Origin of the sequence: Parerythrobacter jejuensis (genome assembly GCF_039536765.1) — a bacterium.
Classification (GTDB): Bacteria; Pseudomonadota; Alphaproteobacteria; order Sphingomonadales; family Sphingomonadaceae; genus Parerythrobacter; species Parerythrobacter jejuensis.
Map to the genome: position 1 here is coordinate 1,796,119 of NZ_BAAAZF010000001.1, position 25,280 is coordinate 1,821,398.

24 protein-coding genes are annotated in these 25,280 nt (G+C 59.9%); 12 read left to right on the forward strand and 12 right to left on the reverse strand.

Going from position 1 to position 25,280, the window contains the following annotated elements; genetic code table 11:
- Positions 1-111: 111 nt before the first annotated feature.
- The gene (locus ABD653_RS08900; protein WP_160778351.1) at positions 112-858 is read left to right on the forward strand and encodes an electron transfer flavoprotein subunit beta/FixA family protein; all 747 of its coding nucleotides are present in this window, start codon (positions 112-114) and stop codon (positions 856-858) included.
- On the forward strand, positions 858-1,787 hold the full coding sequence (locus ABD653_RS08905) for an electron transfer flavoprotein subunit alpha/FixB family protein (protein ID WP_160778352.1): 930 nt from the start codon (positions 858-860) through the stop codon (positions 1,785-1,787). The genes ABD653_RS08900 and ABD653_RS08905 overlap by 1 nt, the downstream gene beginning before the upstream one ends.
- 234 nt (positions 1,788-2,021) lie before the next feature.
- Here the strand turns inward: ABD653_RS08905 and ABD653_RS08910 are convergent, their stop codons facing one another.
- Positions 2,022-2,942, reverse strand: coding sequence for a DUF6683 family protein (locus ABD653_RS08910; RefSeq protein ID WP_344705326.1), 921 nt, complete (start codon positions 2,940-2,942; stop codon positions 2,022-2,024).
- 178 nt (positions 2,943-3,120) lie between these two features.
- Here ABD653_RS08910 and ABD653_RS08915 point away from each other — a divergent pair, with 178 nt between their 5' ends.
- Positions 3,121-4,059: an energy transducer TonB gene (locus ABD653_RS08915; protein ID WP_344705327.1), complete on the forward strand. Its 939-nt coding sequence runs from the start codon at positions 3,121-3,123 to the stop codon at positions 4,057-4,059.
- Here ABD653_RS08915 and ABD653_RS08920 read toward each other — a convergent pair.
- The 6 genes from ABD653_RS08920 to ABD653_RS08945 all read right to left on the reverse strand — a co-directional run bounded on the left by ABD653_RS08920 (position 4,056) and on the right by ABD653_RS08945 (position 11,323).
- Positions 4,056-5,264 carry a DUF445 domain-containing protein gene (locus tag ABD653_RS08920; protein ID WP_199801181.1) on the reverse strand — a complete coding sequence of 403 codons (1,209 nt, stop codon included), beginning with the start codon at positions 5,262-5,264 and terminating at the stop codon, positions 4,056-4,058. The genes ABD653_RS08915 and ABD653_RS08920 overlap by 4 nt on opposite strands.
- 65 nt (positions 5,265-5,329) lie before the next feature.
- Positions 5,330-8,809, reverse strand: coding sequence for an efflux RND transporter permease subunit (locus tag ABD653_RS08925; protein WP_160778356.1), 3,480 nt, complete (start codon positions 8,807-8,809; stop codon positions 5,330-5,332).
- Between the two features lie 5 nt (positions 8,810-8,814).
- Positions 8,815-10,029 (reverse strand): efflux RND transporter periplasmic adaptor subunit, encoded by a 1,215-nt coding sequence (locus ABD653_RS08930; protein WP_160778357.1) that lies wholly within the window; start codon positions 10,027-10,029, stop codon positions 8,815-8,817.
- Positions 10,030-10,282: 253 nt separating this feature from the next.
- Positions 10,283-10,549, reverse strand: a complete 267-nt coding sequence (locus ABD653_RS08935) for a GlsB/YeaQ/YmgE family stress response membrane protein (protein ID WP_160778358.1) — start codon at positions 10,547-10,549, stop codon at positions 10,283-10,285.
- A 124-nt stretch (positions 10,550-10,673) separates the two neighbouring features.
- Positions 10,674-10,973, reverse strand: a complete 300-nt coding sequence (sciP, locus tag ABD653_RS08940; RefSeq protein ID WP_160778359.1) for a CtrA inhibitor SciP — start codon at positions 10,971-10,973, stop codon at positions 10,674-10,676.
- The gene (locus tag ABD653_RS08945) at positions 10,970-11,323 is read right to left on the reverse strand and encodes a hypothetical protein (protein WP_199801305.1); all 354 of its coding nucleotides are present in this window, start codon (positions 11,321-11,323) and stop codon (positions 10,970-10,972) included. Before ABD653_RS08945 ends, sciP begins: the two co-directional genes overlap by 4 nt.
- Positions 11,324-11,411: 88 nt before the next feature.
- Between ABD653_RS08945 and mnmA the strand changes: the two genes are divergently transcribed.
- Positions 11,412-12,566, forward strand: a complete 1,155-nt coding sequence (gene mnmA, locus ABD653_RS08950; RefSeq protein WP_325065364.1) for a tRNA 2-thiouridine(34) synthase MnmA — start codon at positions 11,412-11,414, stop codon at positions 12,564-12,566.
- Between the two features lie 8 nt (positions 12,567-12,574).
- The gene (fcl, locus tag ABD653_RS08955) at positions 12,575-13,513 is read left to right on the forward strand and encodes a GDP-L-fucose synthase (protein ID WP_325065365.1); all 939 of its coding nucleotides are present in this window, start codon (positions 12,575-12,577) and stop codon (positions 13,511-13,513) included.
- Here the strand turns inward: fcl and ABD653_RS08960 are convergent.
- The gene (locus ABD653_RS08960) at positions 13,510-13,872 is read right to left on the reverse strand and encodes a hypothetical protein (RefSeq protein WP_160778362.1); all 363 of its coding nucleotides are present in this window, start codon (positions 13,870-13,872) and stop codon (positions 13,510-13,512) included. The two genes, fcl and ABD653_RS08960, sit on opposite strands and share 4 nt — an antisense overlap.
- A gap of 37 nt (positions 13,873-13,909) precedes the next feature.
- Here ABD653_RS08960 and ABD653_RS08965 point away from each other — a divergent pair, with 37 nt between their 5' ends.
- Positions 13,910-15,037: a serine hydrolase domain-containing protein gene (locus ABD653_RS08965; RefSeq protein ID WP_160778363.1), complete on the forward strand. Its 1,128-nt coding sequence runs from the start codon at positions 13,910-13,912 to the stop codon at positions 15,035-15,037.
- Here the strand turns inward: ABD653_RS08965 and ABD653_RS08970 are convergent.
- Genes ABD653_RS08970 through pdxH form a run of 3 tightly spaced genes read right to left on the reverse strand, consistent with a single transcriptional unit; the run spans position 15,022 to position 17,398 of the window.
- The gene (locus ABD653_RS08970; RefSeq protein ID WP_160778364.1) at positions 15,022-15,825 is read right to left on the reverse strand and encodes a PhzF family phenazine biosynthesis protein; all 804 of its coding nucleotides are present in this window, start codon (positions 15,823-15,825) and stop codon (positions 15,022-15,024) included. The genes ABD653_RS08965 and ABD653_RS08970 overlap by 16 nt on opposite strands.
- Positions 15,822-16,772, reverse strand: a complete 951-nt coding sequence (locus ABD653_RS08975) for a cation diffusion facilitator family transporter (RefSeq protein ID WP_160778365.1) — start codon at positions 16,770-16,772, stop codon at positions 15,822-15,824. The genes ABD653_RS08970 and ABD653_RS08975 overlap by 4 nt, the downstream gene beginning before the upstream one ends.
- A complete protein-coding gene (gene pdxH, locus ABD653_RS08980; RefSeq protein WP_160778366.1) occupies positions 16,769-17,398 on the reverse strand; it encodes a pyridoxamine 5'-phosphate oxidase in 630 nt (209 codons plus the stop codon). The genes ABD653_RS08975 and pdxH overlap by 4 nt, the downstream gene beginning before the upstream one ends.
- 105 nt (positions 17,399-17,503) lie before the next feature.
- Here pdxH and ABD653_RS08985 point away from each other — a divergent pair, with 105 nt between their 5' ends.
- A complete protein-coding gene (locus ABD653_RS08985; protein WP_160778367.1) occupies positions 17,504-18,526 on the forward strand; it encodes a mannose-1-phosphate guanylyltransferase in 1,023 nt (340 codons plus the stop codon).
- Entirely contained in the window at positions 18,523-19,317 is a 795-nt protein-coding gene (locus ABD653_RS08990; RefSeq protein WP_160778368.1) for a class I mannose-6-phosphate isomerase, read from the forward strand. The genes ABD653_RS08985 and ABD653_RS08990 overlap by 4 nt, the downstream gene beginning before the upstream one ends.
- Here the strand turns inward: ABD653_RS08990 and gmd are convergent.
- Positions 19,314-20,384: a GDP-mannose 4,6-dehydratase gene (gene gmd, locus ABD653_RS08995; protein ID WP_160778369.1), complete on the reverse strand. Its 1,071-nt coding sequence runs from the start codon at positions 20,382-20,384 to the stop codon at positions 19,314-19,316. The genes ABD653_RS08990 and gmd overlap by 4 nt on opposite strands.
- Before the next feature lie 107 nt (positions 20,385-20,491).
- Here gmd and ABD653_RS09000 point away from each other — a divergent pair, with 107 nt between their 5' ends.
- The 4 genes from ABD653_RS09000 to ABD653_RS09015 all read left to right on the forward strand — a co-directional run bounded on the left by ABD653_RS09000 (position 20,492) and on the right by ABD653_RS09015 (position 25,251).
- A complete protein-coding gene (locus ABD653_RS09000; protein ID WP_160778370.1) occupies positions 20,492-21,445 on the forward strand; it encodes a DnaJ C-terminal domain-containing protein in 954 nt (317 codons plus the stop codon).
- Between the two features lie 86 nt (positions 21,446-21,531).
- The gene (locus ABD653_RS09005) at positions 21,532-22,437 is read left to right on the forward strand and encodes a YihY/virulence factor BrkB family protein (protein WP_199801079.1); all 906 of its coding nucleotides are present in this window, start codon (positions 21,532-21,534) and stop codon (positions 22,435-22,437) included.
- 37 nt (positions 22,438-22,474) lie between these two features.
- Positions 22,475-23,278, forward strand: a complete 804-nt coding sequence (gene fabI, locus ABD653_RS09010) for an enoyl-ACP reductase FabI (RefSeq protein ID WP_160778371.1) — start codon at positions 22,475-22,477, stop codon at positions 23,276-23,278.
- 71 nt (positions 23,279-23,349) lie between these two features.
- Positions 23,350-25,251: a polysaccharide biosynthesis protein gene (locus ABD653_RS09015; RefSeq protein ID WP_160778372.1), complete on the forward strand. Its 1,902-nt coding sequence runs from the start codon at positions 23,350-23,352 to the stop codon at positions 25,249-25,251.
- Positions 25,252-25,280: the final 29 nt, after the last annotated feature.

The window sequence follows — 25,280 nt, forward strand, 5'->3', positions numbered from 1 at the left end:
GCGAGGGGTTGCACGCGAAGTGGACCGAAATTCAGGCCCTGCTGCTGCTTGACGTTTACGTAAACGCGAGTTAGGCGGGCGCCGAGATTCTTACGAGAGGAAGGTAGTTCCATGAAAATCCTCGTGCCCGTCAAACGGGTGATCGATTACAACGTAAAGCCGCGCGTCAAGGCGGATGGTTCGGGCGTCGACCTGGCCAACGTCAAGATGAGCATGAACCCGTTCGATGAAATCGCTGTCGAAGAAGCGATCCGAATCAAGGAAGCGGGTAAGGCCGAAGAGATCATCGCTGTCTCCATCGGCCCGGCCAAGGCGCAGGAAACCCTGCGCACGGCCCTCGCCATGGGTGCAGATCGCGCGATCCTGGTCGAAACCGATGAAGACGTCGAACCGCTGGCGGTGGCCAAGATCCTCAAAGCAATCGCTGCCGAGGAAGGTCCGGGCATCATCATGCTCGGCAAGCAGTCGATTTCCGACGACTCGAACCAGACCGGCCAGATGCTGGCGGCCCTGATGGAGCGCCCGCAAGGGACCTTCGCCAACACGGTCGAAGTGGACGGTGATAGCGTGGTCGTGAAGCGCGAAGTCGATGGCGGTCTCGAAACCGTCAAGCTTTCGCTGCCTGCCATTATCACCACCGACCTGCGCCTGAACGAGCCGCGCTACGCTTCGCTGCCGAACATCATGAAGGCCAAGAAGAAACCGCTCGATACCAAATCGCCGGCCGATTTCGGTGTCGATATTGCACCGCGCCTGACCACCACCAATGTCAGCGAGCCTCCGGTTCGCCAGGCCGGTGAGAAGGTCGAAGATGTAGATGCGCTGGTCGCCAAGCTCAAAGCTCTGGGAGTCGCCTGATGAAAACCCTCGTATTGGTCGAACATGACAACGCGTCGGTAAAGGACGCAACGCTGGCCGTCGTTACGGCTGCTGCAAAGCTCGGTGAAGTCCACCTTCTGGTTGCCGGCTCGGGCTGCGCCGCCGTGGCGGACGAAGCTGCCAAGATCGCAGGCGTGGGCAAGGTCCACCTCGCGGATGACGCGGCTTATGCCAACCAGCTGGCCGAAAATGTCGCCCCGCTGGTCGCCGGCCTGATGGCCGAACACGACGCATTCCTGGCCCCTGCCACGACCACCGGCAAGAACATCGCCCCGCGCGTTGCCGCTTTGCTGGACGTGATGCAGATTTCGGACATTCTTTCGGTTGAAGGCGAGAAAACTTTCACCCGTCCGATCTATGCCGGTAACGCCATCGCCACCGTCGAAAGCTCGGATGCGAAGCTCGTGATCACCGTCCGTGGTACCGCCTTCGACAAGGCTGCCCCGGAAGGCGGATCGGGCACGGTCGAAGCGGTCTCCGGCCCGGGTGATGCTGGAACGTCCAGCTTCGTCAGCGCGGAAATCGCCGAGAGCGAGCGCCCCGAACTGACCAGCGCCAAGATCATCGTTTCCGGTGGTCGCGCGCTCAAGGACGGCGAAACCTTCGAAGCTACGATTACGCCGCTGGCAGACAAGCTGGGTGCCGGCATCGGTGCCTCGCGCGCTGCGGTCGATGCAGGCTATGTGCCCAACGACTATCAGGTCGGCCAGACCGGCAAGATCGTTGCGCCCGAAGTCTATATCGCGATCGGTATATCGGGCGCCATCCAGCACCTTGCCGGCATGAAGGATTCCAAGACCATCATCGCCATCAACAAGGACGAAGACGCCCCGATCTTCCAGGTTGCAGACATTGGACTGGTCGCTGACCTGTTCAAGGCCGTGCCGGAGCTGACGGAAAAGCTCTAGCGCCCTAGCCGCGAACAAGTCTTCGGATCTGCCGAAGCCTGCTTAGAACCCCTGCCTGGCCAATCTACTGGCCAGGCAGGGGTTTTTGCTATGAGGAATGTGATGTTGTCTGAGGAAGCAGCGAAAGCGTGCTGCCTATGGCGCGCCTGTTTCGTCGTTAAATCTTCGCAACTGACGGCTTTCCACCGTTTGAACCAATGTCGATCCGAGATTTGCAGACGTGCTCAAGACAACTCACTCCGGTTCGTCGTATTGCTCTGTCATTATCGCCACAATTGCCGGATCGGGATCACGACCCAACCGCTTCATATTGGCCAGGTATTGCTCCAGCACTTTGTTTCTCCGCGCACCATAGCTGCTGGCCACCTCATCAAAGGACGTAGCAGCCGCTGCTGCCGTGCCGTCCTGTGCCGATGTTGCAGTTACACGGAACCCCTCCGATCCCGTCAAAACCACACGGGAAAAATCGATGCCAAGCTGCTCGGCATGCTTGATCGCCGCCTCCCGTGCAGCCCGATACCCCTGTGGTTGGGTCTCACGCGCTAGTACGCCTTGCGCATAGCCATAGGAATAGACCCACAATTGGTCTGCCATTCTTTGCTTGTCAGCATCGCTTGTCGACGCGAGCTTGCCCGATTGTGTCAGGCCAAATGCAAATTGCGCCTTTACCGGTTTGACACTCTGAGGGTCGGGCGGTGAGAAATCACCGCTGATGATGCCATGCGCATTGAGGGCCCAGACCGTCATCGCGTCGGCCAGATTATTCGTCTTCAGTCCATAGGGTCGCAGTTGCGCTTCCCATTGTTGGATGATGGACTGACCGTTGTTTTCCCGTTTGATCTGCGCCTGCAATTGCGCATTCAAAATGCGATCATAAACGCTCTGACGGATTGCGTTGGACGTCTCGAAACCAAAGATGGCGGGCGGTATTGCGACCGTTGCCGCCGGGGGCGACCAGACTGGCACGTCACGGGTTTCGTCTTCATCCTCGCCATAGCAGGCATCGCGTTCTGCTTGAGAGCCACTGGAGAGTGAGCAGCTTTGCGGTTCCCACAAACCATAGGTGTCCATCCCGCCGCCATAGAATTGGGCTTGAGCGGGTAGTGCCGCCGCTCCCACGACCAACAGCCACAAGGTTTTGAGCGCTTTCATCATTCTCTCCCTTCCGGTTGGGACGAGACTATTCATCTCACTCGGAAATTGCCAATTGGCAGAAATGGTTGCGAATGCGACAGGAGCGTACCCGGTCGAGCCAATCGGGCTTGACCCCGCGAATAATAGATAAGGACGCGGTCGTGCTTGCCCTTTGATATTGCTTGGCTATTCTTGCCCCATGACAAACAGGGTTCGCAAACTTACGGCGCTGGCCACTGCCGCGCTTATGATTCCTCAACCAGCGGTAGGGCAGGCCCGGATGCCGGCGCCCAAAGTGGTGCTGGAACCGACCGGGGCATGGAATCTCAACTATGCCGATGACAGCTGCCGCCTCGCGCGGTTCTTTGGCGAGGGAGAGCAGCGCACGGTCCTCTATCTCGAGAGATACGGGCCCGGCGATAGCTTCCTGATGGTGGTGGCTGGCCAGCCGATGCGCGGTAGCGGGCGCAACGAGGTCACCTTCCAGTTTGGCCCTGAAGGTGGCGGGGAACCGCGGCGACGCACAGTCGATGTCGGCGATCTGGGCGAATACAAGCCCGCGCTCGTTTTCACTTCCACCACATTGGCCCCGGTGGAGGGGATTCGTGAGAATGGCGATGCGCGCCGAGATTTCGACCAGGAAGAGGCGTCCGCGCCCCCGCGTGGTCCCACAATCCAACCCGCAATCGAAGCGGGGTTATCCTACCTCGATATTCGGCGGAGTGGTGGCAAGCCGATACGTTTCCAGCTTGGCCCGATGGGCGATCCGATGCAGGCAATGCGTAATTGCACCGACGAACTGCTGATGCATTGGGGCATTGATGTGGCGGCGCATAGCAAGCTGACACGGGCGGCCGCCCCCGCAAGCAATCCGGGCAGGTGGCTGACATCGCGCGATTATCCGGGCAATCTGTTGGCGAAAGGCGAGCAGGGTATCGTGAAGTTCCGCCTGTCCGTCGATGCCGAGGGCAAGCCGTCGCAATGCCATATCCAGCAATCGACCCGCCCGGACGGCTTTGATCGCGCGGTTTGCGACAAGCTGATGCAGAGAGCCCGGTTCAAGCCGGCATTGGGGGAAGACGGAGAGCCGCTTGCCTCCTATTGGCGTTCGACTGTGCGGTTCCGGATCCCGGGCTAGAAGATTTCGATCAGACCGTGAATTGTCAGGCCGACGAGGCCACCGACCAGGGTCCCATTGATCCGGATGAATTGCAGGTCACGCCCGACGGCACCTTCGATCCGGTTGGTTACCGTTGTTGCATCCCAGCGCTTCACCGTCTCCGACACCAGCTGCACGATCTGGTCGCCATAACGGGTTGCGACCCCCACTGCGGTGCGGCGGGCAAACAGGTTGATCTGCGATTGTAGCCGCGGGTCATCCTGCAAGGCCTTGCCCAGCTCGGCCAGGCCTTTGCGCATTTCGCCGCCAAGGGCGCTTTCAGGATCACGGGCACGGCGGATCAGCGACTGGCGAATACGCTCCCAAACCCCCATCCACCATTCGGCAACGGCGGGGTTTTCCAGCAGGTCGCGCTTGAGCTCTTCGACCCGTTCACGCGTGGCCGGATCGGTTTGCAGATCGCTGGCCAGCTTGTCCAAGCCCTCTTCGATCTTGCCCCGCAAAGGATGATCGGGATCAACCAAGACCTCGGCCAGCAGCCGGTAAAGCCCGTCCAGTACCGAACCTGAAATGCGTTCATCCAAGCCGGTCCAACGCAGCACCGCATTGGCGCGTTGGCGAATGATATCGCGCACCGTCTCTTCATTATCTTCCAGCGTCAGCCCGGCCCAGCGGATAAGCCCGTCCATCAGCGGCAAGTGGCGCTTGTCGGCAATCGCGCCTTCCAGCATCCGGCCTACGAGCGGCGCCACGTCGATCTTGGCAACCTGGCCCGCCAGGCCCGAACGCACCTGATTGCCCAACCGGTCCGGATCGAGCGATTCGAGAATTTCGGCCATCAGCTCGGCAGCGCCACCGGTAATGCGCGAGCGTGTTTCCGTGCCTGGCGCGACCAGAAAATCCCCGGCTGCCTGTGCGACATTCATCCCCTGCATCCGCCGCGCGACAACCGCCGGCGTCAGGAAATTGCTGCGCAGAAACTGCGCCATGGTGTCGGCAATGCGATCCTTGTTCTCCGGGATGATCGCGGTGTGCGGGATCGGAATGCCGAGCGGGTGGCGAAACAGAGCGGTGACGGCAAACCAGTCGGCCAGTCCGCCAACCATCGCGGCCTCCGCAAAAGCGTTGGCATAGCCCCAGGCGGGATGCAGATCGAGAAGGCGATGGGTAGCGATGAAGATCGCCGCCATCAGGACCAGCATCAACGTGGCCGTAATGCGCATCGTGCGCGCACGATCGGCCAGCAGATCGCCGCCCGCTAGTGCATCTGACTGGTCACTCGACGGCTTCACTCGGCCGGGGTCGCCTCCGGCCCCGCATCGTCCGGCGCCTTGTCGCCATCGGCATCACCGGGACGATAGGTAAGGAATTTCTGCCGCATCCACGGGCCCATCCGCCGCTCCAATCCGTCCGCAAGGCTGAAGCCTGGCGGAACGATCAGCAAGGTCAGCAGGGTCGAGAGGATCAGGCCCCCGATCACCACCGTGCCCATCGGCGCACGCCATGCACCATCGCCAGAGATCGAGAGGGCAGTCGGCACCATACCCGCTGTCATGGCGACCGTGGTCATCACGATCGGCTGCGCACGCTTGTGGCCCGCATCGACAATGGCTTCCAGCTTGCGACGGCCGGTTTCCATTTCCTCGATCGCGAAATCGATCAGCAGAATCGAGTTCTTGGACACGATCCCAAGCAACAACAGGATGCCGATCAATACCGGCATGGAAAGCGGCTGGCCGACGATCCACACCAGGAAAATGCCACCAAGGGGTGCAAGAGCCAGAGAGGCCATGTTGACCAGAGGGCTCATCAGCCGCTTGTACAGCAGCACAAGCGTCGCAAACACCAGCAGGATGCCGGCAATCAAGGCAGTCTGGAAATTGGTCAGCAGCTCTACCTGAAGTTCGTCCTCTCCCACTGCATCGCGGATCACGCCCGCAGGCAAGTCCGCGAGCGTCGGCAGGGCATTGATCTGCTCCATCGCGTCACCACGCAGGACTCCCGTAGCAAGGTCGGCCCCGATAAACACACGGCGGTTCTGGTTGTAACGCTGAATGCTGGTCGGTCCGGAACCGAAGCTGATTTCGGCCACGCGCTCCAGCGGCACCGAGCCACCATTGGCAGTCTGGACTGGCAGTTGGGCAATCGTTTCCAGATCGCGCCGCGATTCCAGCGGCAGCTTGACGCGGATCGGAATTTGGCGGTCGGAAAGCGAGAATTTCGCAGCATTTTGCTCGATCTCGCCCAGAGTTGCGATCCGGATCGTCTGACTCAACGCAATCGTCGTAACGCCCAGCTCGGCTGCAATATCGGCCCGTGGACGGATAACGATTTCGGGCCGCGGAATGTCGGCGTTGATGCGCGGAGCTGTGACCATGTCCAGCCCCTTCATTTCCTCGACCAGGTTGGCTGCGGTGCTCTTCAGCAAGATCGGATCAGACCCGGCCAGCATAATGGTAAGGTCACGGCCGCTGCCGGGGCCACCCGGGCCGCCCTGTGACTGGAACCGTACACGGGCATCGGCAAACTTAGACAATTCCGGCGCAAGGCTGCGCTCGAACTCGAACGATTTCTGCTGCCGGTCTTCTGCCAGCGTGATGTAGATCGTGGCCTGACCTTCGCGCACGCGCACCAGCGCACGATCAACTTCCTGCTGTTGATAGAGCAATGCGGCGACGTCATCAGCCACACGTTCGGTCGTTTGCAGCGTGGTTCCGGGGACCATTTCGATTTCGATACGGCTGTTATCGTCATCGGTTTCCGGCTGGAACTGGAACGGTGTGCTCATGAACAGCAGGATCGTGACCAAGAACGAGAAGAACCCGATCGTCAGCATCCATACGCGGTGATCATAGAAGCGCGCTTCGAGATAGCGCCAGCGATCAGAGATTTTTTGCCCGAACAGGCGACTGAGCAAGCCAAGGCCCAACAGGGTCAGGACAGCGGCAACAAAGCCAAGACCGATGACAAGGGCAAGCTGCAACAAGGCGACCACGCGCGAAAGCAGGAAGCCGATGCCGGCCAGCGGATCAGCACCGACAGCCAGCGCCGCATTGTCCGGAAGGTTCATCTCCGAAACCATGCCCCACAGCGTCAAAACAACGGCACCAGGTACCAGCATCATCACCAACAGCAGCAGGATGGCGGCCAGCGCATAGAGGAAGCGGTTGCGTGGCGGATGTTCAATCCCCTCGCGGCGGGCATACATTTTCCCGCGATCGAGCGACCAGCGCAGGACGCTCATATAGCGGTCCATCCACTTGCCTTCGCCATGGGCGGCCTCGCCCTTCGACTGCAGGAAATAGGCCGCCATCATCGGCGTAATCATTCGCGCAACTGCGAGGCTCATCAGAACTGCAGCCACAATCGTGAGTCCGAAATTCTGGAAGAATTGACCGGTAACACCGGGCATCAAACCAACCGGCAGGAAGACGGCAACGATACACATGGACGTGGCCACAACAGCAAGACCGATTTCGTCGGCGGCGTCGATAGAGGCCTGATAGGCGGATTTACCCATCCGCATATGCCGCACGATATTCTCGATCTCAACGATCGCATCATCGACCAGCACCCCGGCGACCAGCCCGAGCGCCAGCAAGGACATCTGGTTGAGGTTAAAGCCGAGCAAATCCATGAACCAGAATGTCGGGATCGCCGAGAGCGGGATCGCGACCGCTGAAATGACCGTTGCGCGCCAGTCGCGCAGGAAGAAGAACACCACGACCACCGCCAGGATCGCGCCCTCGATCATGGCCGCAATTGAACTTTCATACTGGTCTTCGGTATATTTGACCGTGTTGAACAACGGGATGAAACGCACCCCGGGGTTCTCGGCTTCGATCTTCGCGATGTCTTCCAGCGCCTTGTCGAACACCGTGACGTCGGATGCGCCCTTGGCGCGCGACATGGCGAAGTTCACGACTTCCTTGTCACGCACCTTGCTGATCGAGGTCCGTTCGCTGAAGCCGTCACGCACAGTCGCGACATCGGCCAGCTTGATAGTGCGACCTCCCCCAAGGCGGATCTGGCGCTGGGATAGCTCGTAAGCACTGTCATTATTGCCCAGCACTCGGACCGATTGGCGGGTCCCGCCCACTTCGGCCACACCGCCGCCGGCATCGATATTGTCGAGCCGCAATACGTTATTGATCTGGCTGGCCGTGACGCCCAGCGCCTGCATTTTTGATGGATCGAGAATCACCTCGATCTCGCGGTCGACCCCGGCGAACCGGTTGACCTCGGCCATGCCTTCGATCGACAGCAATCGCTTGGCCACCGCATCATCGATGAACCAGCTCAGCTGTTCGATGGTCATATCGTCAGCTTCCACGGCGTAGATCGCCAGGAAACCGCCAGCGATTTCGACCTTGTTGATCCGCGGTTCGAGAATCCCGTCGGGTAAATTGCCACGGGTCGAGTCGACCGCATTCTTTACTTCGGCGACCGCATCATTGACGTCGGTGCCGATTTCGAATTCTACGAATGTATTCGAAGAGCCTTCGCGCGCGGTCGAAGAAATATTGCGAACGCCATTTAGCGACCGGACAGCCGATTCGACCCGCTGGGTGATCTGGTTTTCGATCTCCGTCGGCGCGGCACCCGGCTGGGCGATGGTGATATTTACGCCCGGAAATTCGATATCCGGGTTGTTCACCACATCCATACGGGCAAAGCTGAGCATCCCTGCGAAAAGCAGCGCGGTGAAAAACACCAGCGGGATCACGGGGTTCCGGATCGACCAGGCAGAGATATTGCGGAAGTTCATGGCGCTTAGCCCCCGGTGCTCGTTTCGGCCTCAGCCATTTGTGGCGAAACCGATTCACCTTCGGTCAGGAAGCCGCCTGCACGCAATACGACCTTTTCGCTACCGTCGAGGCCGCTGTTGATCGCAATGCCGGAATTCGTGACGATGCCGGTCGTTACACTGCGGCGCTGGGCCTTGTTGTCGGCGTCGATAATGTAAACAAAACTGCCTTCGTCATCGGCCAGAATGGCTGATTCGGGCAGCATCGGCGCAACGATAGTGCCACTCTGGATGGTGGCCGTGGCAAAACCGCCCGGGCGCAGTTCAGGGGCATACGGCAAGGAAATGCGCGCGGTCCCCTGGCGGGTCTGGGCATTGATTGTCGGCTCCAGCTGCCAGATCTGACCGGCAAAGCTCTTGTCCGTGCCGGCCGGAATAACCGTTGCCTGCACACCTGTGGAAAGCTGGGCGAGATCGGTTTCACCGACTTGCGCCATCAACTCCAGCTCGCCGCCACGGGCAATGGTAAAAAGAGGGCCTGAGCCAGCGCTGACCGTCTGGCCCGGCTCCACATTCCGTTCCAGTAGAAGGCCGGATGCGGGCGCGACAATATTCAGCCGGGCGTTACGGGCCCGCAATTCTGCCAATTGGGCCTGCGCCACACTTACCCGTGCGCGTGCAGAATCGCGTGTGGCAGTAAGGCGATCGATATCTGCTTTGGAAATAAACCCGCGCTCGACCAGCTGCAGGGCGCGATCCAAATTGCTTTGCGCCAGGCTTGCATCGGCTCTCGCCACTTCGATTTGTGCTGCCTGCGCGCGGGCTTGCTGGCTTTGGACCGAGCGATCGATCGAAGCCAGGACCTGCCCGGCATTGACCCACTGACCTTGCTCTACCGGCACGGCGACCACCCGGCCGCCCTCGCCCACTACGCCAACCGGCATCGCGCGTCGCGCTGCCAGCGTACCTGTGGCGCTGATAGTGCCCTGAATGGTTCCGGCACCGGGAGCGACCACGGTAATCCGGGGTGCTTGCTCATCACGATCCGCCACGGGTGTCGCCGTGCCAGATCCGCTACCCATGAAGTACCACGCAGCCACCAATGCCCCGACAATCAGGATGCCGAGGATGATCCAAGGAAGCTTCGATTTGCGCTCCTCGCCATATTCAACGGTCGACAGAGATTCCCCGTGCACCTGGGCCGGCGTATCGCTGCGAATTTCATTCGGCTGGTAGTTCATGCTGTTCCCATCACCGGCACAAGGCTTCAAAGGCCGCTGTATTATCTAACTAAGTCACCCCGCGCAAGAGCGCTTGCCCCTGCATTATCAGCCCTAGGACGGAGCCTCGACCGGCGCAATCGCGCGCTCTACCAACCGACAAGGCGGCAGGACGAAGGAATTGGGCGGTGACCTGCACTCTTGTAACGCCCGAAAACGCAAAACGGGGCCGCTTCGCAGCGACCCCGTTGCAGATATTCGATTTGTCAGGCGTTTAGCGCACGCGCCCACGCTGGACGAGATTGACGATGCCGAGCAATACGACGGCGCCAACAACGGCGATGATCAGACCGGTAATCGAGAATTCCTGGACGCTGCCGCCAATACCGAGCAGCGGGCCCGCAATCGCGTTACCCACGACCGAACCCACGCAACCGACGACGATGTTCCAGAAAATGCCCATCGAGGCATCACGGTTCATCACCAGGCTGGCGAGCCAGCCCGCAATGCCACCGACGACCAATGCAATAATCCAACCCATGTTTTCCTCCTAAAATACAATGCTCTATACCCTCCACCTACGCGACGGAGACGGCATTGTTCCCTCAAAGCCGAAGCTTATCGAAGAGGGGACTAGGAAATTTCGGGCGGTTTGGCCAGCGGCCTCAATATTTGAGCTGACGCTCGTAGAGGTCGCGATAGTGCTGGATCCGGGTGACCCGCAGGCCCTGCATACCCGAGCGATCGACCGCGCGCTGCCAGGAAGCAAACTCTTCCAGGGTCAGGCCATAACGTTCGAGAACATCGTCGATGCTCAGCAAGCCACCATTGACGGCTGCAACCACTTCGGCCTTGCGGCGCACGACCCAGCGTTTCGTCTTGGGCGACGGCAAGTCATCAATGGTCAGCGGTTCGCCTAGCGGACCAATGACCTGGGCCGGACGGATTTTCTGGTTCTCGATCATCGTGTCTCTCGGTCGCCTTGCGCCGCTCCATCAGCGGCACCAGCGGGTTTGGCCCATGGATATTTTCCATCGGCTAAAGCATCTGGGTTAATTTCCCGTTTGTCATAATCAGGTTGCGCCAGCCGGGATGCGGCATCGGCATTGAAACTAGCGGCCGTTTCGCGGGCGCGGGGCTGCAATACGGCGCGAATGTCGCGTTGCGCGGTCAGGCGTGCGGCCAGCTCGGCCCACGCCAGCGGACGCAATCCGCCCTCTTCTGAACCGGTTTCGCGACCCGGAAAGCTGTGGTTGTTCTCGTACATGACGACCCCTTTAGACTCGCGACGGTCAAGATCGGGTAAAGCCGGCATTTACTGCGCCTTAGGATTCCGCAACGCTCGCGGGGCATCGCAGGAACCCTTTATTCGCAGCCGAAGGGCGTGTAGGGGCGCGCGCATTGTGAATGCCTTTGCCCCCCTGACCCGCGCCGACGAAGCAGCGGACCTGTTCGACCTGCCGCGCGCCGCCTCAGAGTGCCGTATTGTTGTGGCGATGTCGGGCGGGGTCGATTCCTCTGTAGTCGCCGCGCTTGCCGCTGCGACCGGGGCCGAAGTGATCGGCATCACGCTACAGCTATACGACTACGGAGCCGCAACCGGGCGCAAGGGCGCTTGCTGTGCCGGCGACGATATTCGCGATGCGCGCGCCGTGGCCGACAATCTGGGCATCGCGCATTATGTCTTCGACCATGAAAGTGCCTTCCGTGAGGAAGTGGTCGAGCAGTTTGCGGATGATTACCTTGCCGGGAGAACCCCGGTGCCGTGCATCCGCTGCAATATGGGCCCGAAATTCACCGACTTGCTGCGCATGGCGAAAGAACTTGATGCCGATTGCCTCGCGACCGGGCATTATGTGCGCCGGGTCGCCGGGCCAGCCGGGCCTGAATTGCACCGCGCACTCGATCCGGCCCGCGACCAGTCTTATTTTCTCTACGCGACGACCGACGCCCAGCTGGATTATATCCGCTATCCGCTGGGCGGGTTGCCCAAGAGCCAGGTCCGCGAGCTTGCCGAAGCCGCTGGCCTGCGCAACGCGGCGAAGCCTGACAGTCAGGACATCTGTTTCGTGCCCGACGGCGACTATGCCAAGATCGTCAAGAAAATGCGTCCCGAAGGCGGCACTCCCGGCGCAATCGTCCATGCCCGCAGCGGCGAGGTGTTGGGCGAGCACAAGGGCATCGTGCATTATACTGTCGGCCAGCGGCGCGGCCTCGACATCGGAGGCCAGCCCGAACCGCTGTATGTCGTCGGGCTCGACGCGGCGTCAGGCGAAGTCAAAGTGGGCCCCAAACAGATGTTGGCCGTGACGGCAGCACAGATCATCGAAACCAACCGGATTGGCCCGCTGCCCGAAGTACCATTGACGGCCAAGGTTCGCTCTCTCGCCAAGCCGGTGCCGGTGACCGTAGAAGGCACGCTGGGCAATGGTGGCGAAGTCACCTTGCAGTTCGCAACTCCGGAATATGGCGTAGCGCCCGGACAAGCGGCAGTCATCTATGCCGGCGAGCGCGTGGTGGGCGGCGGCTGGATAGCCTCCACTACCAAGGCAGTCTGAGCGCGTCCATGTATGATCTGGCAGGCAAGCGGATCTATGTTGCGGGGCACCGCGGCATGGTCGGCTCGGCCATCGTCCGGCAGCTCGAGCAGCACGATTGCGAAGTTCTGGCAGCGCCGCGATCCCTTGACCTGCGCCAACAGCAACAGGTGCGTGACTGGTTTGCAGCGAACACGCCCGATACGGTCGTTATGGCCGCAGCCAAGGTCGGCGGAATTCTGGCCAACGACACCTACCCGGCCGACTTCCTGTACGACAATTTGATGATCGAAACGAATGTGATCGAAGCCGCCCATCGCCATGCCGTCGGCAAGCTGCTCTTCCTCGGTTCGTCCTGCATCTACCCCAAAATGGCTCCGCAACCGATCCGGGAGGACGCGCTGCTGTCCGGTCCGCTGGAACCGACCAATGAATGGTATGCGATTGCCAAGATCGCCGGGATCAAGCTGTGCCAGGCCTATCGCAGGCAACATGGGTGCGATTTCATCAGCGCGATGCCGACCAATCTCTATGGTCCCGGGGACAATTTCGACCTGCAATCGAGCCATGTGCTGCCCGCGCTGATCCGCAAGGCACATGAGGCAAAGCTAGCGGGCGCCAGCAGCATTGAGATCTGGGGAACGGGCACGCCACGTCGGGAATTCCTGCATGTCGACGATCTGGCCGAGGCCTGCCTGTTCCTGCTGCGCAACTATTCCGGCGAGGAACATGTGAATATCGGGTCGGGCAGCGATCTGACGATTGCCGATCTGGCCAGAACCGTTTGCGATGTGGTCGGCTTCACCGGCTCTATTACCTATGACACGTCAAAGCCTGATGGCACACCGCGCAAGCTGATGGACGGATCGAAGATTGCCGCCTTGGGATGGCGTCCGCGCACAGAACTGCAAGCGGGCATCAGTACTGCGTATCAGTGGTTTCTCACTCAAAGCGTGGCGAGCCGCTAGCTGTCCCAGCTGTCGAGCACGCAGCCGTAGCCATCGCGCAAGCGGGCGGTGTCACTGGCGATAAGCGGGAAGGTGGCCGTAACGCTTTGCGCGTCTTCGTCTTCGCTCAACGAGACGAGCTCCATTCCGGCGAGTTTGTCCTTGGCGCAATCCTCCAGCGTCCGGCCCGCGACAAACCGGCAAGAGCACGCCACGCGCGCTGCATAGGCCGAGCTGACATTGGCATATCCTGTGATCGGCGTGCGATACCATGCGAACAGCGCCGCAGCGATTACCAGCAACGCCAGCACAAGCCACGGCCAGCGACGTGATTTGCGTGTCGACCTTGCAGAAGAACGCGCTGCACCTGTTTTTGCCATTGCCAAGCTGAAATCCCTTATGCGACAGGATTGCCCCATGCACCGTCGCCAAGCCACCCTTATCGCCAGCGTCACCCTTCTCACAAGCCTTGTTGCTTGTGGCGATGTCCCTCCGGTGGAGCGCGAACTGACACAGGAAGCAATCGCCGCCGTGGCGCAGGAGCCCGGCGCGCCAACGCGCCAGCTGGCCCGGCAAATTGACGATCTGTTTGTGGACGAGACAGTGGGCGAAACCCGTGCCGCGCTGGTCATGCACAATGGCGCAATCGCAGCCGAACGCTATGCCCCCGGTTATGATGCCGACACCCGGTTTGTCAGCTGGTCGATGGCCAAGACTATTACGGCAGTGATGATCGGGATGCTGGTCGCCGATGGCCAGCTCCGCCTTGATGACAGCCCGCCGATCCCTGAATGGCAGCGCCCGGGCGATCCGCGCGGAGAGATTACCGTCCGGCAATTGCTACAGATGCGGTCAGGCCTGCGCCACACCGAAGCGGGCGATCCACCCTATGATTCGTCAGAGGTCCGCATGCTGTTCCTCGACGGGCGCGACAACATGGCGCAATGGGCCAAGGAACAACCGCTGGAGGATGAACCCGGCGCGAAATTCGAATATTCCAGTAATACGACCGTCATCCTGGCCGACATTGCCGCGCGCGTCATCGCCAAAGACAGCGCCGATCCCGACACCCGGCGGCGCGCCGTTGCCGACTTTCTCGACGCCAGGCTGTTCGGTCCACTTGGAATGGAATCGGTGGTGGCCGAATATGATGCCAGCGGAACGCTGATCGGTGGCAGCCTGATCCACGCCAATGCCCGCGACTGGGCCAAATTCGGCGAATTCCTGCGCAATCGCGGCTCGGTCGACGGGGCCCAGCTCGTGCCCAGCAAATGGGTGGACTTCATGACCACATCCAGCCCGCGCGCAGAATTCTATGGCGCGCAGACCTGGCTCAATTTCGGCGCCGAAGCAGAAGACAATCCGCTCCACCCCATCGCTCAACCCGAGGGGGTTTTCGCAGCCATCGGCCATATGGGCCAGTATGTGCTGGTCTCTCCCGGCCAACGCCTGACGATCGTGCGCCTGGGCCATTCGGACACTCCGCAGCGCAAAGAGCTGCTGGCCCAATTGCGCGACGTCGTGGAGCTTTACCCGGTCAGGTAGAAGCTTCCTTCAACCACCGTGACGCATGGCCCGGCCAACCATGCGCGATCCCCGTCCAACCGGCAGGCCACATGTCCACCCCGTTGCGAAGCCTGGAATGCAGTGAAGGTCCCACGCCCGAGTTTTGCAGCCCAGAACGGAGTCAGGGCAGCGTGTGCCGAACCGGTGAAACTGTCTTCATCCACGCCGCCGCCAGGTACAAACACGCGGCTGACCACGTCAGTATCTGTGCCTGGAGCCGTACAGATGAACTGGTCATCTCCGAGCGCGCCAAGCGCTCTGACATCCGGATCGAGTGCACGGACTTGCTCCTCGTTTTCGAACAGATAGATGCCGTAGCGATCCGGGCTTAGCCAGACCTCGACCGGCGTCGCACCCAGCAAGGCAATGGCTTCCGGCCACTCGCCGAGCTGTGTGGCAATCGCAGGCAAAGCCAGTTCGTAGCCACTTTCGGCCCGCTTCACCTCGAGAATGCCGGCCTTGCGCGTGCGGAATGTCACCCTGTCCCCGCCATCGCGTTCCAGCACCACATGCCCGCTCGCTAGCGTGGCATGACCGCACAAGCGGATCTCACAGGTCGGCGTGAACCAACGCAGCTCATAATCCGCTGCACCGGTTGCATCCGGAACGATAAAGGCTGTCTCGGCGAAGTTGTTTTCCTCGCCGATGGCCTGCAACACATTATCGGGCAGCCACGCCTCGAGCGGCATGACGGCCGCCTGGTTCCCCGTGAAGGGCCGGTCGGCAAAGGCATCGACATGCCAATAGGGGATGGTGGTACCGCTCATTCCTTGTCCTCCAGCTTGCCTTGCTCCAACCGGGCAAATTCGTCCTGCTCGGCCAGCGTATTGCCCGGCTCGTCCACATGTCCCTCGGGATCGATATGGATCAGCACATCCGCATCGGGAAATTCACGGAGCAAGTCAGCTTCGACCCGCTCGATGATATCGTGGGATTCTCCTACCGTCATATTTTCGGGCAGATCGACATGAAATTGCACGAAGTCACGGTTTCCCGCTGTGCGCGTGCGCAAATCATGCAGATTGGACAGTTCCGGGTGCCGCGCCGCGATTTCGACAAATCGTTGCCGCTTGTCTTCGGGCCATTCGCGATCCATCAGATTGTCGATTGCTTCGCTTGCCGCGCGCCATGCTCCCCACAGGAGCCAGGCAGCAATCGCCAGCCCGAACAGTGGATCAGCCCGTGCGAAGCCGAGATATTGGTCCAGTACCAGCGCCGCGATGACCGCCGCATTGAGTAGGAGGTCGGACTGGTAGTGTACGTGATCGGCACTGATCGCGACGGATTTAGTCCGCTTGATCACGTAGCGTTGCCAGCCGAGCAATAGTACAGTGGCTGCGATCGCTATCAGCGACACAGCAATACCTTCCGGCGCGGCCCGCGTTGTGCTGCCTTCGACCAGATTTTGCAGCGAACGGAACCCGATCGCCGATGCCGACAAGGCAATCAGCATGACCTGAAACATGGCGGAAAGCGATTCCGCTTTGCCGTGCCCGAACCGGTGATTCTTGTCGGCCGGCTGGGCCGCAATCCAAACCCCGACCAGCGTCGCAATACTCGCAATCAGATCAAGGGTGGTGTCGGCGAGGCTGCCGAGCATCGCCATCGAGCCAGTCTGGGCAGTTGCCCAAAATTTGAGCCCAATCAGAAACAGCGCCGTGGCAATCGATGCGATTGCAGCGCTGCGAGTCAGGAAGGCGCGATCATCGCTCACGGATAAAGCAACGTGTCGGTCCAGTGCAGCGCATCGCCTGCGCCGTTCAGCGTGAATTGGCGGCGATCATGCAACCGGTTGGGCCGGTCACGCCAGAATTCGATCCGCCGCGGGATAACAGTAAAGCCAGTCCAGTGAGGCGGCCGTTCCACTTGCCCGCCCTCGAACCGGTCGGTCACGTCTTTGAAACGGTCGATGAAGGTCTGGCGCTCGGGCAAGGGACGTGACTGATCCGATGCGACTGCACCGAGCTGCGAATCCCGTGCCCGCGAGTGGAAATATGCATCGGCGACACCGGGCGCGACCTCGCTCAAGGGCCCTTCAATGCGGATCTGGCGGCGCAGGCTCTTCCAGTGAAACAGCAAGGCGGCCTGTGCATTGGCGCGGATTTCGCCACCTTTGCGGCTTTCGGCATTGGTATAGAAAGTGAAGCCTTCAGGCCCGTGCCCCTTCAACAGCACCATCCGGACCGACGGTGCGCCACTCGCAGTGGCGGTGGCCAGCGCCATGGCGTTGGAATCGTTTGGCTCGCTTTCGCGCGCCTCCGCCATCCAGGCATCGAACAGCGCGAACGGGTCGGTATTCGGGATTTCGCTGGTTGCTTGGTCGACTGCAGAATCGCTCATCAATCCATCCTTGTCTTGCCCGTCCTGCGGTGCCGCCTACAATGCCGCACGCGACGCTGCAATTGCTCACCTTTTTTACAGGGTTTTCATGCTAGGTGCGATGCCATGACTGAGTTGATCCATCCTGTGATCCTGTGCGGTGGCGGCGGCACACGGCTTTGGCCGCGCAGCCGACCGGATCTGCCCAAGCCCTTCCTGCCCCTGCTGGGCGAACGCAGCCTGTTTCAGCAAACGCTGGACCGGGTACAGGATACCACAATATTTGCCGGTGCAACGGTGGTTGCTGGCACCGGCCATATGGCTCTGATCCGCGCCCAAGCGGATGCCGCCTTGGGCCTCGGCCTGATTGCGGAGCCTATGGGCCGCAACACCGCGCCTGCCATCGCGCTCGCGGCTCACCTATTGCCAGCCGATGCCGTGATGCTGGTATGCCCGAGCGACCATTATATCGCGGACACCGATGCATTTGTGGCTGCGGCGCAATCGGGGGCAACCCTGGCGCGCGACGGGTTTCTAGTCAGCCTGGGCATTACCGCCGACAGGCCCGAAACGGGCTATGGTTATATCAAGCGGGGAGAACCTGCGGGGGCAGGATACCGCGTCGATCGCTTTGTCGAAAAGCCTGACAGCGACACAGCCAGGAAATTTCTCGCCGACGGAAGCTATAGCTGGAATGGCGGCATATTCCTGTTCACTGCGAGCCGCTTCCTCGAAGAATTGACCCAGCACCGGCCTGCCATGGCGCGGCAGATCGAGATTGCAGTGCAACAGGGCGAGACCACAGACGGGATTTTCCGCCCGGACGAGAAAGCCTTCGCCGCTATTGAGGGGGACAGCATCGATTATGCCGTGATGGAACCGACCGGGCGCGCTGCCATGGTGCCGGTTTCCATGGGCTGGTCCGATATTGGCAATTGGCAGGCTCTGGCCGAAGCGCGTGGCGGTGCATCACGCGGGCCGCATGACCTGATTGATGCCGGCAATATCGTGGTCGACAGTGACGGGCCGCGGGTTTCCGTCGTCGGTCTCGACAACTTGATCGTGGTGGTCGATGGCAACGAAGTGCTTGTTACTACACCCGAAGGCGCGCAAAAGGTCGGCAAGTTGCCAGGGGCGCAAGGTACGTGACGACACTCCTTCCAATTCATCGTGTCGAGAAAGTCTGGGGGCGCGATGAGCTTCCGGCACCCTTCACCAATGTTACAGACGCGCGTGTTGGCGAAATCTGGTTCGATCCCCCTGCCGCCATGCCCGATCTCTTGGTGAAATATCTGTTCACCAGTGAAAAGCTCTCCGTCCAGGTCCACCCTGACGATGCGCAGGCACCGGACGGGATGAGCGGCAAGGAAGAATGCTGGTTCATCCTCGATGCCCAACCAGGTGCCCGGCTGGCGATCGGGCTCAAGGAATCCTTGTCCAAGGAAGAATTGCGGGCCGCTGCGCTGGACGGATCGATCGAGGAATTACTGATCTGGCACGAGGTAGCTGCCGGAGATTTCTTCTACCTGCCTGCCGGGACCATCCATGCCATCGGCCCCGGCATTTCGCTGATCGAGGTGCAGCAAAATGCCGACATTACCTATCGCCTGTATGATTACGGGCGCCCTCGCGAGCTTCATCTGGATGACGCACTGAGAGTGGCCAAGCGTCAATCCTACGCCAGGCGCAAGCGCGATATGATCCCGGCAGCGGGCGAATTTACGCTGCATGAAGGGCCGCATTTCCGGCTCGACCGGATCGACGGTGTCCCCAGCCCATCGGCGGCCAAGCGGTATGCCGGACGCCTGTTGTTGATCCCGGTCGAGGGCGACTATGTGGTGAACGGCCAAAAAGTAACCGCCGGAAGCTGTTCACTGGTTGACGATATTTCCGCCATCACGTGCAACAGCGGCAAGGCACTGATCGCCCAACCCAGTTAGTCTTTGGTAACAGGGTCCCGGCGCATGATTTCCATGTCGGCAGTGACCATTTCGCGCGCCAGTTCCCGCACGCCGATTTTCGCTTGCCAGCCCAGCTTGCGCTTCGCCTTACTGGCATCCCCGATCAGTAAGTCGACTTCGGCCGGACGGAAATAGCGCGGATCGACCTCGACCAGGATACGACCGGTCTTGTTGCAAATTCCCTGCTCTGCCTCGCCCGTTCCGCTGAATTCGAGCGTAATCCCCGCATCCTCAAACGCCCAGCGCGTGAAATCACGCACCGATGTCGTTGTGCCAGTCGCCAGGACATAATCATCCGGCTGATCCTGTTGCAGCATGCGCCACATCCCCTCGGCATATTCGCGTGCATGGCCCCAATCGCGCTGGGCATCGAGATTCCCGAGATAGAGCTTGTCCTGCCGGCCCAGCACAATCGCTGCGGCAGCGCGTGTGATCTTGCGGGTAACAAAAGTCTCGCCGCGTAATGGGCTCTCGTGATTGAAGAGGATGCCGTTTGACGCGTGCAAGCCGTAGGCTTCGCGATAATTGACCGTCATCCAGTAGCCATAGAGCTTGGCCACGCCATAGGGGCTGCGGGGATAGAACGGGGTCTGCTCGTTTTGCGGGGTTTGCTGGATCAGGCCGTACAGTTCGGACGTGGAGGCCTGGTAGAACCGTGTGTGATCCTTGAGCTTCAGGATCCGGATTGCTTCAAGCAGGCGCAGAACACCCACTCCATCGGCATTGGCCGTATATTCCGGCGTTTCGAAGCTGACCTGGACATGGCTCTGCGCTGCCAGATTATAGACTTCGTGAGGCTGGCATTCCTGCATTATGCGGATCAAATTGGTCGCATCGGTCATGTCGCCATAATGCAGGATCAGGCGCGGATCGGGATCGTGTGGGTCCTGATAAATATCCTCGATCCGCCCGGTATTGAACGATGAAGATCGGCGCTTGAGCCCGTGCACCTCGTAGCCCTTCTCGAGCAGCAATCGCGCGAGATAGGCCCCATCTTGCCCTGTCACACCTGTGACCAATGCGCGCTTGCCATTGCCTACCGTCAAAAATGCCTCCCGATGCGCAGTCTGCCCCTCGCGCTAGCCATAAACGAACGCGGGCCGGGGTAAAGCGACGCTTGCGCCCATCCACTGTTGCACCTAGCTAACACGCCATGGCCGATCCTTATGCAATCCTTGGCATTTCGCGCACTGCCTCCGAAAAGGAGATCAAGAGCGCGTATCGCAAACTGGCGAAAGAGCTGCATCCCGATCGTAATAAGGACAATCCCAAGGCGGCCGAGAAATTCAGCCAGGCGACGAACGCTTACGATCTGCTGTCTGACAAGGACAAACGCGCGCAATTTGATCGCGGCGAAATCGATGCGGAGGGCAATCCAGCCAATCCTTTTGCCGGAATGGGCGGCGGCTTCAGCGGGAGGCGTGCAGGCGGCGGGCAGAGCGGATTTCGCCCCGAAGATTTCCAGGGCTTCCAATCCGACGATGTCGATTTGGGAGACATATTTGACGGGCTATTCGGGGGTGGCGGAACGCGCCAACGCGGCGGCGGCTCACCTTTCGGACGTCGTGGGCCACAACCCCCACCGCGCAAGGGAGCCGATATCGCCTATCGGCTCAAAGTGCCGTTCATCGATGCTGCCACAATGCGCGACCAGCGGATAACCTTATCCGACGGCAAAACGATCGACCTGAAATTGCCAGCCGGGGTCGAAGACGGCACGCAAATGCGCCTGAAAGGCAAGGGCGAGCGCGGAGCCGGAGGCGCCGGAGACGGGATTGTTACGCTTTCTGTCGACAACCATGCCTTTTTCGAACGCGACGGCAACAATGTCCGCCTCGATCTGCCGCTAACCCTTGATGAAGCAGTACACGGCGCGAAAGTGAAAGTGCCCACGGTCGACGGGCCAGTCATGCTGACTATTAAACCGGGCATGTCAGGTGGCACGGTGATGAGGCTGACTGGCAAGGGCTTTACTGGCAAGAATGGCAAGCGCGGCGACCAGCTGGTCAAACTGCAAATAGCGATGCCCGATGATATGGAAGAGCTGGCCAGCCGGTTGAAGGATTGGAAAGATTCCTCCAATCCCCGGGACGGGCTCGGCGTCTGACAGCGCATTGATCGGGGAGCAGCCGCATTCGCAAATATCCGCTTCCAGATACCAAAGAGCGAATCGTCCATTCGCCGACACCGGAGTTGCGCCGCAAGGCTGCCCTGAAGTTCCGGGGGAAGATCACGTCGCGAGAAGAGCTGAGTGATCGCGCCTGGGAAGTGGTAAAGCGGGTCGCGATCGGCACTTTCAACGATGGCTTCATCCATGCCGGCAATCTTGCGTACCTCGCAATGCTCGCCATTTTCCCGTTCTTTATCACCGGGGCTGCAATCTTTTCCGTGATCGGCGATGCGTCCGACAGGGCTGCGACAATCAACGCTGTCCTGCTGGCCCTGCCACCAACAGTTGCCGAAACCATCGAACCGGTCGCGCTCAATGTGATCGATGCGCGCAGCGGCTGGTTGCTGTGGGTCGGGGCCGCCGTCGGCGTCTGGACTGCTGGAAGCCTGGTCGAGACCATCCGCGATATCCTGCGCCGTGCCTATGGTACCGAGCCCGTACGCGCTTTCTGGCAATATCGCCTGCTCTCGATGGGCATGATCCTGGGGGCCGTGCTTCTGCTGATGCTGTCGCTGCTGGCTCAGTTCATGCTGGGGGCTCTGCAGCAATTCGTCAGCCCCTACATTCCGGAATTCGAGGCCATGCTGGACGAACTGGCGCTGACCCGGATCCTCCCGGCATTTGGGTTGTTCGGCTCGATCTACCTGCTGTTCTTCTCGCTCACCCCGACGGCCTATCGCAAGCGGCGTTATCCCAAATGGCCAGGCGCCTTGCTGGTCACCACGTGGTGGGTGGTTGTGGCCACGGCCCTGCCGATCGTCTTGCAGCGGTTCCTGACCTACGACCTGACATACGGATCGCTCGCCGGGATCATGATTGCCCTGTTTTTCTTCTGGCTGGTCGGACTTGGTATGGTGGTCGGCGCAGAATTGAATGCCGCACTGGCGGAACCGCAGGACGAGGAGAAGCTTGGAGTGGCGGCAGACTAGTCCTAAAGAGCGTTTCCGGACGTTAGGAGAATTCGCAATGGCAGGGTTGATGGCAGGCAAGCGCGGGCTGATTATGGGGCTCGCCAATGACAAGTCGATAGCCTGGGGCATCGCCAAACAATTGGCCGAGCAAGGTGCCGAGCTGGCGTTTTCGTATCAGGGCGAGGCGCTGGCAAAGCGCGTCAAGCCGCTGGCCGAGCAGCTGGGTTCCGACTTTACCTTCGATTGCGATGTTTCGGACATGGCGGCGCTTGATACCGCTTTCGACACCTTGCGCAGCCGGTGGGACACGATCGATTTCGTAGTCCATGCGATCGGCTTTTCCGACAAGGCGGAGCTGCGCGGGAATTATGTCGATACCAGCCTCGACAATTTCCTCATGACCATGAACATTTCGGCCTACAGCCTTGTTGCCGTGACGAAGCGCGCTGCCGAAATGATGCCCGATGGCGGCAGCATCCTGACCCTGACCTATTACGGGGCAGAGAAAGTCATCCCGCATTACAATGTCATGGGCGTTGCCAAGGCTGCGCTGGAAACGAGCGTCAAATACCTCGCCAACGATCTTGGTCCACGCAACATCCGCGTGAATGCGATCAGCGCCGGGCCGATCAAGACCCTGGCCGCCAGCGGGATCGGCGATTTCCGCTACATCCTGAAATGGAATGAACTGAATGCACCGATGCGGCGCAATGTCACCATCGACGATGTCGGCGGGTCCGGTGTCTATTTCCTGTCCGATCTTTCCAGCGGAGTGACGGGTGAGACCCACCATGTCGATGGCGGCTATCATGTGGTAGGCATGAAACAGGAAGACGCGCCGGACATTGCACTGAATTAGTCACACTGGAAACTTGGGTATTTGCTTCTATTGACAACAATAATTCTGGAAAGTCTCGAGACCCGAACATAATGCCAACCAAAATAATCCTTCAATGGCTCAATGTGTTGTCGGGGCTCCCCCGCAACGGCAAACGCGCGATCGTTGTTTCGATTGACGCCACTCTTCTGCTCATTTCCATTTGGGTGGCCTATTCCCTGCGGATTAGCGTCTGGGTCTACTGGGACTATGCCATTCAATCGCTCTTGATCGGCACACTTCCAATAATGCTCGCCTCATTCGCCCTGAGCGGCATGTATCGATCCATTTTCCGGTTTGCGGGCATCGGGATGCTTCGCGTCATCGGAACGGCGATGCTTGTATACACCGTAATAACCGCAGCACTTTTCATGGCTTGGGGCTTCGAGGGAATCCCGAGGACGCTAGGCCTTCTGCAACCGATGGTATTCTTCCTTCTCGTCCTGGCATCTCGAGCGTTGTTCCGGCTTTTGATGGTAGACGTTCGGGGCCGTCGAGATTTTGTCGGTATACAGAAAAGAGTCTTGATCTACGGTGCTGGTGTATCGGGACAGCAGCTGGCCAGCTCGATCAGGTCCGATCCTGAAATGCGGGCTGTTGGCTTTGTCGATGATGACTTGCGGCTGGTCGGGCAAAAGCTGGATGGGGAACGCATCTACGGCTCGGACAGGCTGGCAGACGCCATTGAAACAACCGGTGCTACGGATGTCCTTCTGGCCATGCCAAGTGCTTCAAGAAAACGCCGCAAGGCCATCGTCAGCTCACTTTCCGAATACGAAGTGACTGTGAGGACTCTCCCCCACATCGCGGACGTTCTAGGGGGGCAGCTTTCCATCAGCGACATTCGTCCGCTGGAGATTGAAGATCTTCTGGGTAGAGACCCTGTACCAGCCAATGAGATTCTCTTGCGCCGTACGGTTGAAGGCAAGGCAGTTCTCGTAACAGGTGCTGGCGGATCAATCGGCAGCGAGCTCTGTCGGCAGATCGTTCAGATCGGCGCGGCGACGCTGGTTTTGTACGAGATGACAGAATTCGCGCTGTATGCGATTGAACGCGAACTCGCAGAAATTGCGAGAAATCAACCAGGGCGCCCAACAGCAATTCGTGCGATCTTGGGAACTGTTGCCGATCGCGAAGCGCTCGAAGATGTGATGCGCCAATACGAGATCAAGACGGTATTCCACGCCGCCGCCTACAAGCATGTACCCTTGGTCGAAGCGAACCCTATTGAAGGGGTGCGGAACAATGTGATCGGAACTTACAATTGTTGCATTGCGGCCAAGCAATCTGGCGTCTTGGACTTCATCTTGATCAGTACCGACAAAGCCGTCCGGCCAACCAATATTATGGGCGCATCCAAACGCGCCGCCGAACAGATCATTCAAGCCATGAACGCTGAGAGTGACGGCTTCCGTTGCAGCATGGTTCGGTTTGGCAATGTGCTGGGATCCAGCGGCTCTGTCGTGCCGCTATTCCGCGAACAGATTGAAGTCGGCGGGCCCGTCACTCTGACCGACAAGCGCATCACCCGGTTCTTCATGACCATTCCAGAAGCTTCAAACCTCGTGATCCAAGCCGCCGGCTTGGCAAAGGGCGGCGAGGTGTTCGTGCTGAACATGGGCAAGCCTGTCAAAATCTTGGATCTGGCGAAGACCATGATCCAGCTTTCTGGCTTGTCTTTGCGGGACGAAGACAATCCTGAAGGCGACATTGAGATTCAGGAGATCGGACTAAGACCCGGTGAGAAACTCTATGAGGAACTGTTGATTGGCGAAAACCCGGAAAAGACGGTTCATTCCGAGATCATGAAGGCACACGAGACGTTTGTGCCTTGGCCGGCGCTTTTGGAATGGGTCAGCCGCGTCGAGCAAGCCCGAGATCCCGCAGACGTTTTGAGCTTGCTGCAAGAATTGGTGCCAGAGTTTCAGCACAGGCGAAACAATCACGCGGCTTGAGCCAAACACGTACAGCCCGGCGGAAACTG